The sequence below is a fragment of the Erwinia sp. genome (assembly GCF_031978025.1).
In the GTDB taxonomy this organism is placed as follows: domain Bacteria; phylum Pseudomonadota; class Gammaproteobacteria; order Enterobacterales; family Enterobacteriaceae; genus Erwinia.
Map to the genome: position 1 here is coordinate 14,941 of NZ_DALZCD010000012.1, position 13,794 is coordinate 28,734.

The 13,794-nt window shown below is 56.9% G+C and carries 12 protein-coding genes; 7 read left to right on the forward strand and 5 right to left on the reverse strand.

Features of this window, described 5'->3' with window-relative positions:
• Window positions 1-32 precede the first annotated feature (32 nt).
• The 4 genes from RTK32_RS01970 to metB all read right to left on the reverse strand — a co-directional run bounded on the left by RTK32_RS01970 (window position 33) and on the right by metB (window position 5,406).
• Window positions 33-611, reverse strand: coding sequence for a hypothetical protein (locus RTK32_RS01970; RefSeq protein ID WP_312041853.1), 579 nt, complete (start codon window positions 609-611; stop codon window positions 33-35).
• Between the two features lie 88 nt (window positions 612-699).
• Window positions 700-1,602: a methylenetetrahydrofolate reductase gene (gene metF / locus RTK32_RS01975; RefSeq protein ID WP_312041854.1), complete on the reverse strand. Its 903-nt coding sequence runs from the start codon at window positions 1,600-1,602 to the stop codon at window positions 700-702.
• Between the two features lie 211 nt (window positions 1,603-1,813).
• Window positions 1,814-4,243 carry a bifunctional aspartate kinase/homoserine dehydrogenase II gene (locus RTK32_RS01980; protein WP_312041855.1) on the reverse strand — a complete coding sequence of 810 codons (2,430 nt, stop codon included), beginning with the start codon at window positions 4,241-4,243 and terminating at the stop codon, window positions 1,814-1,816.
• Between the two features lie 2 nt (window positions 4,244-4,245).
• Complete coding sequence (gene metB, locus RTK32_RS01985; RefSeq protein ID WP_312041856.1) at window positions 4,246-5,406, reverse strand: cystathionine gamma-synthase; 1,161 nt, start codon at window positions 5,404-5,406, stop codon at window positions 4,246-4,248.
• Window positions 5,407-5,649: 243 nt separating this feature from the next.
• On the opposite strand from metB, the gene metJ reads away from it, so the two are divergent.
• Window positions 5,650-5,967, forward strand: coding sequence for a met regulon transcriptional regulator MetJ (metJ, locus tag RTK32_RS01990; RefSeq protein WP_125290568.1), 318 nt, complete (start codon window positions 5,650-5,652; stop codon window positions 5,965-5,967).
• A gap of 76 nt (window positions 5,968-6,043) precedes the next feature.
• Here the strand turns inward: metJ and rpmE are convergent, their stop codons facing one another.
• Window positions 6,044-6,256, reverse strand: coding sequence for a 50S ribosomal protein L31 (gene rpmE, locus RTK32_RS01995; protein WP_024966154.1), 213 nt, complete (start codon window positions 6,254-6,256; stop codon window positions 6,044-6,046).
• 215 nt (window positions 6,257-6,471) lie between these two features.
• Here rpmE and priA point away from each other — a divergent pair, with 215 nt between their 5' ends.
• The 6 genes from priA to menA form a co-directional block, all read left to right on the forward strand.
• A complete protein-coding gene (gene priA / locus RTK32_RS02000) occupies window positions 6,472-8,670 on the forward strand; it encodes a primosomal protein N' (RefSeq protein ID WP_312041857.1) in 2,199 nt (732 codons plus the stop codon).
• 199 nt (window positions 8,671-8,869) lie between these two features.
• Entirely contained in the window at window positions 8,870-9,907 is a 1,038-nt protein-coding gene (gene cytR, locus RTK32_RS02005) for a DNA-binding transcriptional regulator CytR (protein WP_312041858.1), read from the forward strand.
• 160 nt (window positions 9,908-10,067) lie between these two features.
• Entirely contained in the window at window positions 10,068-11,090 is a 1,023-nt protein-coding gene (ftsN, locus tag RTK32_RS02010) for a cell division protein FtsN (protein ID WP_312041859.1), read from the forward strand.
• 90 nt (window positions 11,091-11,180) lie between these two features.
• Window positions 11,181-11,711, forward strand: coding sequence for an ATP-dependent protease subunit HslV (gene hslV / locus RTK32_RS02015; RefSeq protein WP_012439891.1), 531 nt, complete (start codon window positions 11,181-11,183; stop codon window positions 11,709-11,711).
• A gap of 11 nt (window positions 11,712-11,722) precedes the next feature.
• Window positions 11,723-13,054, forward strand: coding sequence for an HslU--HslV peptidase ATPase subunit (gene hslU, locus RTK32_RS02020; RefSeq protein ID WP_312041860.1), 1,332 nt, complete (start codon window positions 11,723-11,725; stop codon window positions 13,052-13,054).
• Between the two features lie 168 nt (window positions 13,055-13,222).
• On the forward strand, window positions 13,223-13,794 hold a 572-nt coding region (menA, locus tag RTK32_RS02025; protein WP_312041861.1), incomplete at its 3' end, for a 1,4-dihydroxy-2-naphthoate octaprenyltransferase.

Here is a 13,794-nt window from a genome sequence, read left to right on the forward strand (position 1 = left end):
TGGCGTTCATCTCCACCAGAGATGAGCGCCTTTTACGGTTTAATGGGTGACCAGGCGCACCAATAATTGACCACCCTGACGCCGTACTGATTGGCCTCTTCCACCACTTCTATTCTGTCCATGCCCCTTTCGCAATTTGCGGCGATCCATGCCCTGCTGCTGCAAAACTGTATCCAGCGGTTAAGATGACGATCTTTAAGCCACAATCCCATTTCGCAACGGCCCGACTTGCCGTGGCTGGGGCCAGGGAAAGAGACGTCATATTCCGTCAGATACTGGAGCCTTTGATGGGGGAGATAGCGCACCAGCGCGGAAGGCAGCTGTAACGAAAACACGCCGATCATAAAGACGCTGTAGCAAAAAAGTTTGGCGAGCTGTACCCGCGTCAGGCGGTGACGAAAGAAAACAACGGCGATGAGGGTAATCAGTACGGCGGCAATCACACCGACTGTACCTGCGAGCCAAAAAACATTCATCGTACTGGCAAGATAAACGTTGCGCGAAAGGCCGGACCAGAACGTCATCGCCCATAAAGGCGCAACGATAAAAAAAACCGTCAGTAAGCACCCTTTTACCCCAAGCCGTTTTATTTCCCTGATAATGTTGTGCATGAGTTCCTGATGTTGCCTTCCCTGAGAAACATTTATCATAAAAAAAATGCCGCCCCGCGTAAACGAGTCGGCATCGGGCTTTCACTCCTCAGGCCGGCACGGCCACGGCAGGACGGACGCCCAGCGTATGGCAAATGGCGTAACTCATTTCCGCCCGATTCAGCGTATAGAAATGGAAGTCTTTCACGCCTTCACGGCTGAGGATTTTCACCATATCCATCGCTATGTTAGCCCCTACCATTTTGCGGGTTTCCGGGTCGTCGTCCAGTCCGGCAAACATGCTGGTCATCCATCCCGGCACGCGCACGTTGGTCAGCGTGGCAAAACGCTGCAGCTGCTTAAAATTGGAAACCGGCAGAATACCCGGCACGATTTCCACATCGATTCCGGCGATAACGCAGCGATCGCGAAAGCGTAAATAGCTTTCCACATCGAAAAAGAACTGGGTGATGGCCCGGTTTGCGCCCGCGTCGATTTTGCGCTTCAGGTTAATCAAATCTGACTGCGCGCTTTTGGCTTCAGGATGCACTTCCGGATAGGCGGCAACAGAGATATCAAAGTCACCCACTTCCTTTAGCAGCGCCACCAGATCCGCGCCGTACATCTCCGGTTTGCCGCCGCCCGGGGGCAAATCACCGCGCAGCGCCACGATATGCCGGATCCCATTGTCCCGGTAATCCTGTGCAATAGCGCGCAGCTCGCTGCGGCTGGCGTCGATGCAGGTTAAATGCGGCGCGGCTTCCAGCCCGGTGCGATCCTTAATGCCTTTAATAATAGTGTGCGTGCGGTTGCGCTCGCCTGAATTCGCGCCGTAGGTAACCGAGACGAATTTTGGTTTCAGGCTGCTAAGGCGATCGATTGAGTGCCACAAGGTCTGTTCCATTTCGCTGGTGCGCGGCGGAAAGAACTCAAACGAGACGTTAATTTGTCCGTGCAGTTCGGCCAGACTCTGGTTTAGTGCTTCGCGCTGACTGGCGTGAAAAAAACTCATGGCTTACCTCATCGATCGCAGAATGAAACGGCCCTATTGAATGTCTATACGTTTAGACGTCCAGACATTCAAAGTGACCGATTCGCGGTTTTCCGTCAACAGATAAATGATGCCGCAGCGTGACAAATTCTCAACGAATGTGAATAAAATTCATACAGAAAAAAGAAGTGAAGAAAATCAAAGGGCCGCGTGAGCGCGGCCCGGAGAGAAACTACAATAGCTGGGCCAGCCGGTTGATATCGGACTGGATAGCGCCTGCCGTTACGTCACGTCCCGCGCCTGGCCCACGTATCACCAGCGGGTTGTCGCGGTACCAGCGGCTTTCGATGGCGAAGACGTTATCGCAGGGCAGCAGCGCCGCCAGCGGATGGTCTTCACGGACGGCCTCAACGCCGACACGAGCCTTGCCGTTAGCATCAAAGCGAGCCACGTAACGCAGTACCAACCCCATCTCTTGCGCAGCTTCGAAGCGCTGCTGCATCTGCTCGTTCAGCACCTCGCCGTTCTCAAAGAAGTGATCGACCGACTCGCTTTCACAGCTTTTCGGCACCAGCGACTCCACGCGCACCTGATCCGGTTCGATATCGTAACCTGCCTCACGAGCCAGAATGACCAGCTTACGCATCACGTCCTGCCCGGAAAGATCGACCCGGGGATCGGGCTCGGTCAGTCCCTGCTGCCATGCCTGATCCACCAGCTCGGTAAACGGCACGGTGCCGTCATACTGTAAAAAGAGCCAGGAAAGCGTGCCGGAAAAGATGCCGCTGATGGCAATGATACTGTCGCCGCTTTCACGCAGATCGCGCACGGTGTAGTTAACCGGCAATCCGGCACCGACGGTAGCGTTATACAGCCAGTGCCGACCGGTTTTGGCGAAGGCATCACGGATTTGGCGATAGCGATCGCTGCTCGACGCGCCTGCTACTTTATTGGCGCCAATCACATGGAAACCGTGGCTGGCGAAATCCAGATATTGTTCGGCAAGTTGTTCGCTGGCGGTGACGTCCAGCACCACAAGGTCGTCGAACGGGTGCGCCCGCATCCACAGAAACAGCGACTCTTCATCCCGCGTCACCGCTTCGTCATCAAAGAAGGCCAGCGCGCGGCTGGCATCCAGACCTTCATAACTTAGCAGGCTGCGTCGACTGTCGACCACACCCGCTAAAACGTATTCAAAGCCCGTGCGCGCCGATAAAGTTTCCTGTTCGCGCGCGAAGAGTTCCAGCCAGCGGGAGCCAATATTGCCTTTGCCAAACAGCATCAGACCGACCTGCTTTTCTGCCCGGAACAGCGACTGGTGCAGACCCCGAATCAAATGCTCGGTTGGCCCTACACGCAGTACGGCAACCAGGCTGATCCCCTCTTCCGACTGCCAGATAAATTCGACCGGCTGGTCTTTCAGCTGCTGCCAGAAACGGTGGCTGTGCAGCGGATTGCGGCAGACGCCCGCGCCCACCAGCGCCACCAGCGCCATGCTTTCCCGCAGCTGTAAGCGGCCGGGGATACCGGCATCCTGCAGCAGCGTCAGCGCGCTGTTAACCACTTCCGAGGTATAGCAAAGCTGTAAAAGATGGCGATCCGGATGGATGCCCGTAGCCAGAGGACGCAGCTGCGCGCGCTGAAGCAGACGCTCAATTTCTTTCTGTGCCGTAGCGAAATCATGCTGCGGCGGAACCTGGAACTCAATCAGACAAACATCGTCGTGGCTGGTGACGATCCGGGCGCCCGTACCGGAAGCCAGCACGCGCTCAATACGCGTTGAGCCCTGCTCCGGCTGGTAACTACAGCGCAGTTGCAGATCGATATCGCTCCCGGAAACAGGCTGCAGCGTACGGGTATGCAGCACCGGCGCGGCGAGACGCGCCAGCTCGCTGGCCTCATCCAGCCGCAGCAGCGGCAGCAGACAGGCGTCCTTCACCTTGCGCGGATCCGCACTATAGACGCCCGCTACGTCGCTCCAGATAGTGACGCGCGACACGCCAGCCAGCGCGCCGATTTGCGTAGCCGAATAGTCACTGCCGTTACGGCCCAGCAGCACGGTTTCTCCCGCATCGTTGCGGCTGATAAAGCCGGTCACCACCAGGCGCTCGCCGGGATGCTGAGCAATCAGCTGCTGCAGCAGCGGCCAGGATTTCCCTTCATCAACCTGGGGCTGAGCGGCCCGTTCGGCACGCAGAAATTCTCGCGCGTCCAGCCAGCTCGCCGCCATATCCTGCTGCTCTAATACGGCCGCCATCAGCCGTGCCGACCAGATCTCGCCGTGCCCCACGACTTCCGCATAGGCGGCTTCGGTTATGTTGCCATCCAGCAGAGCGGCCAGCTTTTCCAGATCGCGGATAAATTCACCGATCAGCCCGTCCGCTATTTGTGCCGGCAGCAGGCTGCTGATTAACTCGCTCTGGTAGCGTCGCAGCGCCTGCTGCACCTGATGCGCCGACAGGCGATCGCTCTGGCTCAGCTTCAGCCAGCTGATTAGCTGGTTAGTGGTGCTGCCCGCCGCGGAAACCACCATCACGTCGCCTGGACGGCTGTATTCAGCCATGATCCCCGCTACCCGCAGATAGCATTTGGCATCGGCAAGGCTGCTGCCCCCAAATTTATGCAGCTGACGCGCGCCTGCTGCCACTGCTGAATGACTCATGCTTACCTCTTAGCCGCTATCCGAAATGCATTATCCAGATCGGCAATTAAATCTTCGTGATCTTCAATCCCTACGGAAATGCGTAGCAGCGTATCTGAAATGCCGGCTGCCGCTCGCGCCTCGGCTGACATGCCCGCATGGGTCATGGTGGCGGTATGAGAGATGAGGCTTTCTACCCCGCCCAGCGACTCAGCCAGCGTGAACAGTTCCAGCGCCTTCAGAAAACGACGCAGCGTCTGCTCGTCGCCGTCCAGTTCAAAGCTGAGCATCGCGCCGAAGCCTTTTTGCTGGCGAGCCGCAACCTGATGGCCCGCGTTTTCCGGTAGTGAAGGATGATACAGCTTTTTTACCAGCGGCTGTTGTTTCAGATAATCTACGATGGCCTGCGCGTTGCGTTGGGCAGCGGCCATCCGCGGCGCCAGGGTACGCAGACCGCGCAGCAGTAAATAGCTGTCGAAAGCCGCACCGGTCACGCCGATATTATTGGCCCACCAGGCCAGCTCTTTCACCTGCTCGGGATCTTTAGCAATCACCGCGCCTGCCACCACGTCAGAGTGGCCGTTGAGGTATTTCGTGCAGGAATGGATCACCAGATCGGCGCCCAACGCCAGCGGGTTTTGCAACGCGGGACTGAGGAAGGTGTTATCGACCACGCTAACCGCGCCCGCTTCCGCCGCCGCTTTGCAGATAGCCTCAATGTCCACCACGCGCAGCAGCGGATTGCTCGGGCTTTCCACCAGCACCAGCTTCGGTTTTTCTGCCAGCGCGGCGTGCAGCGCTTTCTCATCACCCTGATCGACAAACTTCACGCGATATGCACCGCGCTTGCTCAGGCTATCAAACAGACGATAGCTGCCGCCATAGCAGTCGTGCGGGGCCACCAGTAGATCGCCCGGCTTCAGGAAGACGGTGCAAACCAGATGGATCGCCGACATGCCGGTATTGGTCATGACCGCGCCTGCGCCGCCTTCCAGCTCGGCCAACGCGCGCTGTACCACGTCACGGGTAGGATTACCGCGACGCGAATAGTCATGTGCCCGAGGCTCGTTGAAATCGGTAAAGTTATAGGTGCTGGAAAGGTGGATTGGCGGGACAACGCAGCCATACTGTTCGTCATCATTCAAGCCGCTGCGTACCGCGATGGTTGCCTGTTTACGCGTCATGGTGCATAAATTCCTGCAGGAGAAAGAAAGAAGAGCCACCAGCATAACAGGGAACAGATAGACGTCAATACATCTGGACTTCTAAATGTCTTTGCGTATAGATTGAGCAATCTGTCAATAACCGGTAATATTACCTTTTTGCTCCCCACCAAAAGGGGCGCAAAGCAGTGTGGCATAGCCCAACTTCGGGCATAATTAGCTGAATTTCGGCACAGTAAATATTAATGATGACTAAGGTAACCCATGGCTGAATGGAATGGCGAATATATCAGCCCTTACGCTGAGCACGGTAAAAAGAGCGAGCAGGTAAAAAAAATTACGGTATCCATTCCGTTAAAAGTGTTGAAGATTCTGACCGACGAGCGTACCCGTCGTCAGGTTAACAACCTGCGTCATGCCACCAACAGCGAGCTGTTGTGTGAAGCGTTTCTGCATGCTTTTACCGGCCAGCCTTTGCCGGATGATGTCGATCTACGCAAAGAGCGCAGCGACGAAATCCCGGAAGCAGCCAAAGCGATCATGCGCGAAATGGGTGTCGATCCCGATACCTGGGAATATTAAGCGCAGACATAAAAAAACCCAGCCGAGGCTGGGTTTTTTGTTGCATCCGAAACGGTATCCGCTTCGTGCAGGCGACTTATTTGCTGCCTGGGATGCTGAAACGCTTGTTGAAGCGGTCAACACGACCACCGCTGGCAACATCACGCTGCTTGCCGGTGTAGAACGGGTGGCATTTGCCGCACACGTCCAGGTTCAGGTCGTGACCCACGGTTGAGCGGGTTTTGATTTCGTTACCGCAAGAACATTTAGCAGTAACTTCAGCGTAATTTGGGTGAATACCTTTTTTCATGGGAAAACCTCAGTTAAGGCCGTGTCGCTCTCCCGTGCCAGGAATACCCTGCACCGGCACCACACGAAGATTAATAATTCAGGTGATTTGATACCAAAATGCCGTATCAACGGCGGCGAACTATACAGAAAATAACCGCTCGCTGCAATCGAATCCGCACATTCAGGAAGACACAGTGTACACTATCCCGCTCATAATTTCATCCGGATAAATTCATGCCCGTCGTTCAGGTCGCTCTGCCCGTTCCGCTTGCCCGCAATTTTGACTATCTGCTGCCTGCACATTTGCCGGCGGTAGTACCCGGCGCGCGCGTCAGCGTGCCGTTTGGCAAACGCAAAGCGGTTGGCGTAGTGGTAGGGCTTGCTGAAACCAGCGACTTTCCCCTCGACCAGTTAAAGCCTGTTGATGAGGTGTTGGACGACGAGTCGCTCTATCCCGCTTCGCTGTGGCGCATTCTGCTGTGGGCAGCCGACTACTATCACTATCCGCTGGGTGAAGTGCTGTTCCACGCTATGCCCGTTTTGCTGCGCCAGGGGAAACCCGCACAGGCAGCGCCGCTCTGGCAATGGTTTATCACGGAAACCGGTCGGGAAACCGCGCCGGAAAGCCTGAAGCGCGCGCCAAAACAGCAGCAGGCACTGGCGGCGCTGCGCCAGCGTAATCTCTATCGCCATGAAATTGGCCAGCACGACATCACCGATGCCACGCTTCAGGCGTTACGGGCCAAAGGATTATGCGATCTTCAGACGCAGCAGCGCGCGCCGCAGGACTGGCGGACGCATTACGCCGTCAAGGGCGAACGGCTGCGGTTGAATACCGAACAGGCAACGGCCGTAGGCGCCATGCGGGCAGAAGACGACCGTTTCGCCGCCTGGCTACTGGCTGGCATTACCGGGTCCGGCAAGACCGAAGTGTATCTGAGCGTGCTGGAAAATGTGCTGGCTAACGGCAAACAGGCGCTGGTGCTGGTACCGGAAATCGGCCTGACGCCGCAAACTATTGCCCGCTTCCGCGAGCGCTTTAACGCGCCGGTAGATGTACTGCATTCCGCGCTTAACGACAGCGAACGGCTGGCGGTCTGGCTGCGCGCGCGCCAGGGTGAAACGGCTATTGTTATCGGGACCCGTTCGGCACTGTTCACGCCTTTTGCCCACCTGGGCGTGATTATTATTGATGAAGAGCACGACAGCTCCTACAAGCAGCAGGAGGGCTGGCGCTATCAGGCGCGCGATCTGGCCGTTTTCCGCGCCCGTCAGGAAAATATCCCGATTGTTATGGGCACCGCCACGCCAGCGCTGGAAACACTGCACAACGTACAAATGGGCAAGTATCGCCAGCTGAACCTCAGTAAACGAGCGGGTAACGCGCGTCAGGCCACGCAGCAGCTGATCGACCTGAAAGGCGTGAAGCTTCAGGGGGGTCTGTCGCCAATGCTGATCAAAAAGATAGGTCAGCACCTGCAGGCAGACAATCAGGTGCTGCTCTTTTTAAACCGACGCGGCTTTTCTCCGGCGATGCTTTGCCACGAATGCGGCTGGATAGCCGAATGCCAGCGCTGTGACCGCTACTATACGCTGCACCAGCACCACCGCCAGCTGCGCTGCCACCACTGCGACAGCCAACGTCCTGTGCCGAACCAGTGCCCGCAGTGCGGCTCGACGCATCTGGTGCCGGTCGGCCTGGGCACCGAACAGCTGGAACAAAACCTGAGCGAGCTGTTTCCCGGCGTGCCCCTGTCCCGCATCGACCGCGACACCACCAGCCGCAAAGGCGCGCTTGAACAGCATCTGGCCGACGTCCATCGCGGCGGCGCCCGCATCCTGGTCGGCACGCAGATGCTGGCTAAAGGCCATCACTTTCCTGACGTGACGCTGGTTTCGTTGCTGGACGTCGACGGCGCACTGTTTTCTGCCGACTTCCGCTCTGCCGAGCGCTTTGCCCAGCTTTATACCCAGGTGGCTGGCCGCGCGGGTCGCGCCGGAAAGCAGGGTGAAGTGATGCTGCAAACGCACCATCCTGAACACCCTCTGCTGCAAACGCTGCTGCATCAGGGTTACGACGCTTTTGCGCAGCAGGCGCTGGTCGAACGCAAAACCGTCTTTCTGCCGCCGTTTACCAGCCACGCGCTGTTCCGTTCAGAAGATCACGATAATCAGCAGTCCGCGCTCTTTTTACAGCAGCTGCGCAATCTGCTGGAAGCCAGCCCGCTTAAGGATGAGGCGTTTTGGGTAATGGGTCCGGTTCCGGCGCTCCAGCCCAAGCGCGGCGGGCGCTACCGCTGGCAGCTCCTGCTTCAGCATCCTTCCCGCGCGCTGCTGCAGCGGCTGATCAAGGCAACATTGCCGCTGATGGGCACGCTGCCGCAGTCGCGTAAGGTGAAATGGACGCTGGATGTGGATCCCACCGAAAGCTGAAATTCCGTAGAACAGTGGGCCTCCGATTGCGAGACAGCTCGAAAAAAGTCGCACAAGTCACTATTTTTATGCAAATTAAGTAACGCAATTGATTAGCATTGGTTAATTTCACGGTGAGGGTCAGCCATAAAGCTGGCAAGAAGCCTTTTATTTCCGGCTAATGCCGGGCGGCCAACAGACCGGGACGAGGAGAACAGCGGTGGAGCACAAGCCAGAAACCGTGGGCGCCACGATGAAAGACGTGGCGGAAAAAGCGGGCGTGTCGACGGCAACCGTTTCCCGCGCCCTGATGAGTCCGGAAAAGGTTTCTGCCGCCACGCGCCAAAAAGTCGATGAGGCGGTGATTGCCGTCGGCTACTCACCCCATGCCATGATTCGTCACCCGCGACGCAGCGAGTCCCGCACCATACTGGTGATAGTGCCTGACATCTGCGATCCCTTTTTCAGTGAAATTATTCGCGGCGTGGAATCGGTGGCAGCCGATGAAGGCTATCTGGTGCTGATCGGCGACTGCGCTCACCAAAACCGCCAGGAGAGCGCTTTCCTGAATCTGGTGATGACCCGACAGATTGACGGCATGGTGCTGCTGGGCTCGCAGGTGCCTTTTGAAACGGGGCCGGAAGAGCAGCGCAATCTGCCGCCGATGGTGATGGCAAACGAATTTGCACCCGACCTGGCGCTGCCCACCGTTCATATCGATAACCTGACGGCGGCGTTCGAGGCGGTAAACCATTTACTCAAGCTGGGTCACGAGCGTATCGCCTGCGTGGCAGGGCCGCAGGCGATGCCGCTGTGTCAGTATCGTCTACAGGGCTATATTCAGGCGCTGCAGCGTAACGGTATCGCGCTGGATCCACGCTATATCATCCGCGGCGACTTCACTTTCGACGCCGGCAGTCGCGCGTTAAAACAGCTGATGCAGCTACCGCAACCGCCGGATGCCCTTTTCTGCCACAGCGATATCATGGCGCTGGGGGCAATGGCGCAGGCAAAAACAATGGGGCTACGTGTCCCTAAAGATCTGTCGCTGATTGGGTTCGATGATATCGAGCTGTCACGCTACAGCGATCCCCAGCTGACCACCATTGCCCAGCCACGTTTCAATATTGGCCGTGAAGCAATGAACCTGTTGCTGGAGCAGCTGCAGGGCAAGCTGGTAAACAGCGGTTCCCGTCTGTTGGATTTTGAAATAAAGATCCGCGGCAGTACGGCGCCCGCGCTGCGAGAAAAAGCGTAACCGCGAGCGAAATTCAACTTTTCGGATAACAAAACCCGGATTCGGGAGATTCTTACCCGCATCCCTGCTGGTCAAACTTCCGGCCCTTGAGTAACATGGCGAGCTGCAGGTCAGCTCGCTGGCCCGACCTTACTTTTCATTGATTATTAGCGGAACGATAGTGGCACAAAAAGATTACGTAGGCCGCGGGCGTTCGACAGGGACGCGTCGCAAAAAGAGCAACGCCCGCGGCAGCAGTAAAAAGCGCAGCAGCGGCTCGGGTGTATCAAAGATTATCGTAGGTCTGGCCGTCGCGGTACTGGTGACGTTTGTCGGTGGATTATGGTTTATCGCCCATCATAAAAAAGAGGAAGAGGCACCGGTCCTTTCCGATCACAAAGCGGTTGGCAACGGCCTGCCCCCCAAGCCTGAAGAACGCTGGCGCTATATTAAAGAATTGGAAAACCGTCAGATTTCCGTGCCGACTCCCGTGGAGCCTTCAGCCGGAGGTGAAGTGCGTTCGCCTACGCAACTGACCGACGAACAGCGTCAGCTGCTGGAGCAGATGCAGGCCGATATGCGTCAACAGCCTACCCAGCTGAACGAAGTGCCGTGGAACGAACAGACGCCTGCCCAGCGCCAGCAAACGCTACAGCGCCAGCAGCAACAGCAGCAGACACAGCTGCAACAGCGCCAGCCGCAGACGTCATATCCTTACGATTCCCAGCCTTCACGCCAGATACAGCCGCAGACGCAACCGCGTCAGCAGCCGGTACAAGTACAGCAACAGACACAACCGCGTCAGCAACCGGTGCAGACGCAGACTCGCCAGCAGCCGGTACAGGTGCAGCAACAGCATATGCTGCCGCAGCACAGCCAGCAGCCAGCGGTCGCCCATGAACCTGCCCGTCAGGCGCAGGCACAAACGCAGGCACAGCCAAAAACCGAGAAGCCGAAAGAAGTCGAAAAAGAGAAAGCGCAGCGCTGGATGGTGCAGTGTGGCTCATTCAAAGGCAGCGATCAGGCGGAGTCCGTACGTGCCTCGCTGGCATTTGAAGGCTTTGAAAGCAAAATTACCAGCGGCGGCGGCTGGAATCGCGTTATCGTCGGCCCTTACAACAGCCGCACCGCGGCCGACAGCACGTTGAAACGCCTGCGCGGCAGCGGGCACTCAAATTGTATTCCTGTCTCTTTGGGGGGTTGAAACCCTCCAGATTCCCCCCATATCTGATCCCATCATTGCCCCGCAGTAGGCCTGCGGGGAGATCTTCTGACTGTAACAAGGGGTCTGCCCGTGACAACAATTGTAAGTGTACGACGCAACGGCCAGGTAGTAATTGGCGGTGATGGCCAGGCTACGCTCGGCAACACCGTAATGAAAGGCAACGTCAAAAAAGTGCGTCGTCTTTATAATGATAAGGTCATTGCTGGTTTTGCTGGTGGAACCGCAGATGCCTTTACGCTGTTCGAGCTGTTTGAACGCAAGCTGGAAATGCATCAGGGTCATCTGGTGAAAGCGGCGGTCGAGCTGGCTAAAGACTGGCGTACCGACCGGATGCTGCGCAAACTCGAGGCCCTGTTGGCCGTAGCCGACGAAAACGCCTCGCTGATCATTACCGGTAACGGCGACGTGATCCAGCCAGAAAACGATCTGATCGCCATCGGCTCCGGCGGCCCATACGCACAGGCTGCGGCTCGTGCATTGCTGGAAAACACCGATATTGGCGCGCGCGACATCGTGGAAAAAGCGCTGGGTATTGCAGGCGATATCTGCATCTATACCAACCACAATCTTACTATCGAAGAATTATCGTCTAAAGCGTAAGGACCCTGATTATGTCTGAAATGACCCCGCGCGAAATCGTCAGTGAACTGGACAGATTTATCATTGGCCAGGATGGCGCCAAGCGTGCCGTCGCCATTGCCCTGCGCAACCGCTGGCGCCGTATGCAGCTCGACGAAGAGCTGCGCCATGAAGTAACGCCTAAAAATATCCTGATGATTGGCCCGACCGGCGTGGGTAAAACCGAAATCGCCCGTCGCCTGGCCAAGCTGGCTAACGCGCCGTTTATCAAAGTTGAAGCCACTAAGTTCACGGAAGTGGGCTATGTGGGGAAAGAAGTGGATTCCATCATCCGCGATCTTACCGACTCCGCGATCAAAATGGTGCGCTCACAGTCGATTGAAAAGAACCGCTATCGTGCCGAAGAGATGGCCGAAGAGCGCATCCTTGATGTCCTGATCCCACCGGCTAAAAATAACTGGGGCCAGTCAGAAGCGGCCGCCGAGCCCTCTGCAGCGCGTCAGTCTTTCCGTAAAAAACTGCGTGAAGGCCAGCTGGATGATAAAGAGATCGAAATCGATCTGGCTGCTGCACCGATGGGTGTCGAAATTATGTCCCCTCCGGGCATGGAAGAGATGACCAGTCAGCTGCAGTCGATGTTCCAGAACATCGGCGGTCAGAAGCAGAAGCCACGCAAGCTTCCAATCAAAGAAGCGATGAAGCTGCTGATTGAAGAAGAAGCCGCCAAGCTGGTCAACCCGGAAGAGTTGAAGCAGGAAGCGATCGATGCAGTCGAGCAGCACGGTATCGTGTTTATTGATGAAATCGATAAAGTCTGTAAGCGTGGCGAAAGCTCCGGCCCGGACGTTTCCCGCGAAGGCGTGCAGCGCGACCTGCTGCCGCTGGTAGAAGGCTGTACCGTCTCTACCAAGCACGGTATGGTTAAAACCGACCATATTCTGTTTATCGCTTCCGGTGCGTTTCAGGTGGCCAGCCCTTCCGATTTGATCCCGGAACTGCATGGCCGTCTGCCGATCCGCGTCGAGCTCCAGGCGCTGACCACGCACGACTTTGAACGTATCCTGACTGAACCAAGCGCGTCCGTCACCGTACAGTACAAAGCGTTGATGAAAACAGAAGGCGTGGATATCCACTTTACGGAAGACGGTATCAGCCGCATTGCCGCTGCTGCATGGCAGGTAAACGAAACCGCTGAGAATATCGGCGCGCGCCGTCTGCATACCGTTCTGGAACGTCTGATGGAAGATATTTCCTATGACGCCAGCGACCTTAACGGCGAATCGATTACTATCGATGCCGATTACGTTGGGAAACATCTCGACGAGCTGGTAGCGGACGAAGATCTTAGCCGCTTTATTCTGTAAAGCTCCGACTCGCTTCGTCTCAAACCCCGTTGCTCACGCGCGGGGTTTTTTCTTTTCTGTCTCCCCTGCTTTCCCGCTCAATTCCTGACGTGGATTAATTTTTTACGCGCGGGCAGCCAGTAAACTGGTCGCTTCCCGACACTCCTTTTTCAGCAAAGGCCCAGCCTGATGAGCGACAATATCTCTGCAGTTCCGGCTTTTACCTCCCTTCGTGCATGGCTGGAAAGCTTGCGTTTACGTACGCTGCCTTTAGCCTGCGCGTCGGTTATAACGGGGTCGGCGCTGGCCTGGCGAGCAGGCCATTTCGATCCGGCTGTCGCACTGTTGACGCTGCTGACAACCGGGTTACTGCAGATATTGTCCAATCTGGCCAACGACTATGGCGATGCGGTTAAAGGCAGCGATACACCTGACCGCCTTGGTCCGCTACGTGGGATGCAAAAAGGCCTGATTGGCCTGAAACAGATGCGTTTTGCGCTGACGCTGACGGTGGCGCTGACGCTGATCGCAGGCGTAACGCTGGTGGTGCGTGCCTGTCAGAGCCTTGCCGATATGTTGGGCTTCCTGGCGCTGGGCGCGCTGGCCATCGTGGCCGCCATCGCCTATACGGTAGGCAAAAAGCCCTACGGCTATCTCGGCCTTGGCGATCTTTCCGTACTGGTTTTCTTTGGCTGGCTGGGCGTGGTGGGCAGCTTTTACCTGCAAACGCACAGCTTACAGCTGCTGCTTTTCCTGCCCGC

Coding starts and splice junctions, on each gene's coding strand:
- RTK32_RS01970 (WP_312041853.1), bottom strand. CDS start 611: ATGCACAACATTATCAGGGAAATAAAACGGCTTGGGGTAAAAGGGTGC.
- metF (WP_312041854.1), bottom strand. CDS start 1,602: ATGAGTTTTTTTCACGCCAGTCAGCGCGAAGCACTAAACCAGAGTCTG.
- RTK32_RS01980 (WP_312041855.1), bottom strand. CDS start 4,243: ATGAGTCATTCAGCAGTGGCAGCAGGCGCGCGTCAGCTGCATAAATTT.
- metB (WP_312041856.1), bottom strand. CDS start 5,406: ATGACGCGTAAACAGGCAACCATCGCGGTACGCAGCGGCTTGAATGAT.
- metJ (WP_125290568.1), top strand. CDS start 5,650: ATGGCTGAATGGAATGGCGAATATATCAGCCCTTACGCTGAGCACGGT.
- rpmE (WP_024966154.1), bottom strand. CDS start 6,256: ATGAAAAAAGGTATTCACCCAAATTACGCTGAAGTTACTGCTAAATGT.
- priA (WP_312041857.1), top strand. CDS start 6,472: ATGCCCGTCGTTCAGGTCGCTCTGCCCGTTCCGCTTGCCCGCAATTTT.
- hslU (WP_312041860.1), top strand. CDS start 11,723: ATGTCTGAAATGACCCCGCGCGAAATCGTCAGTGAACTGGACAGATTT.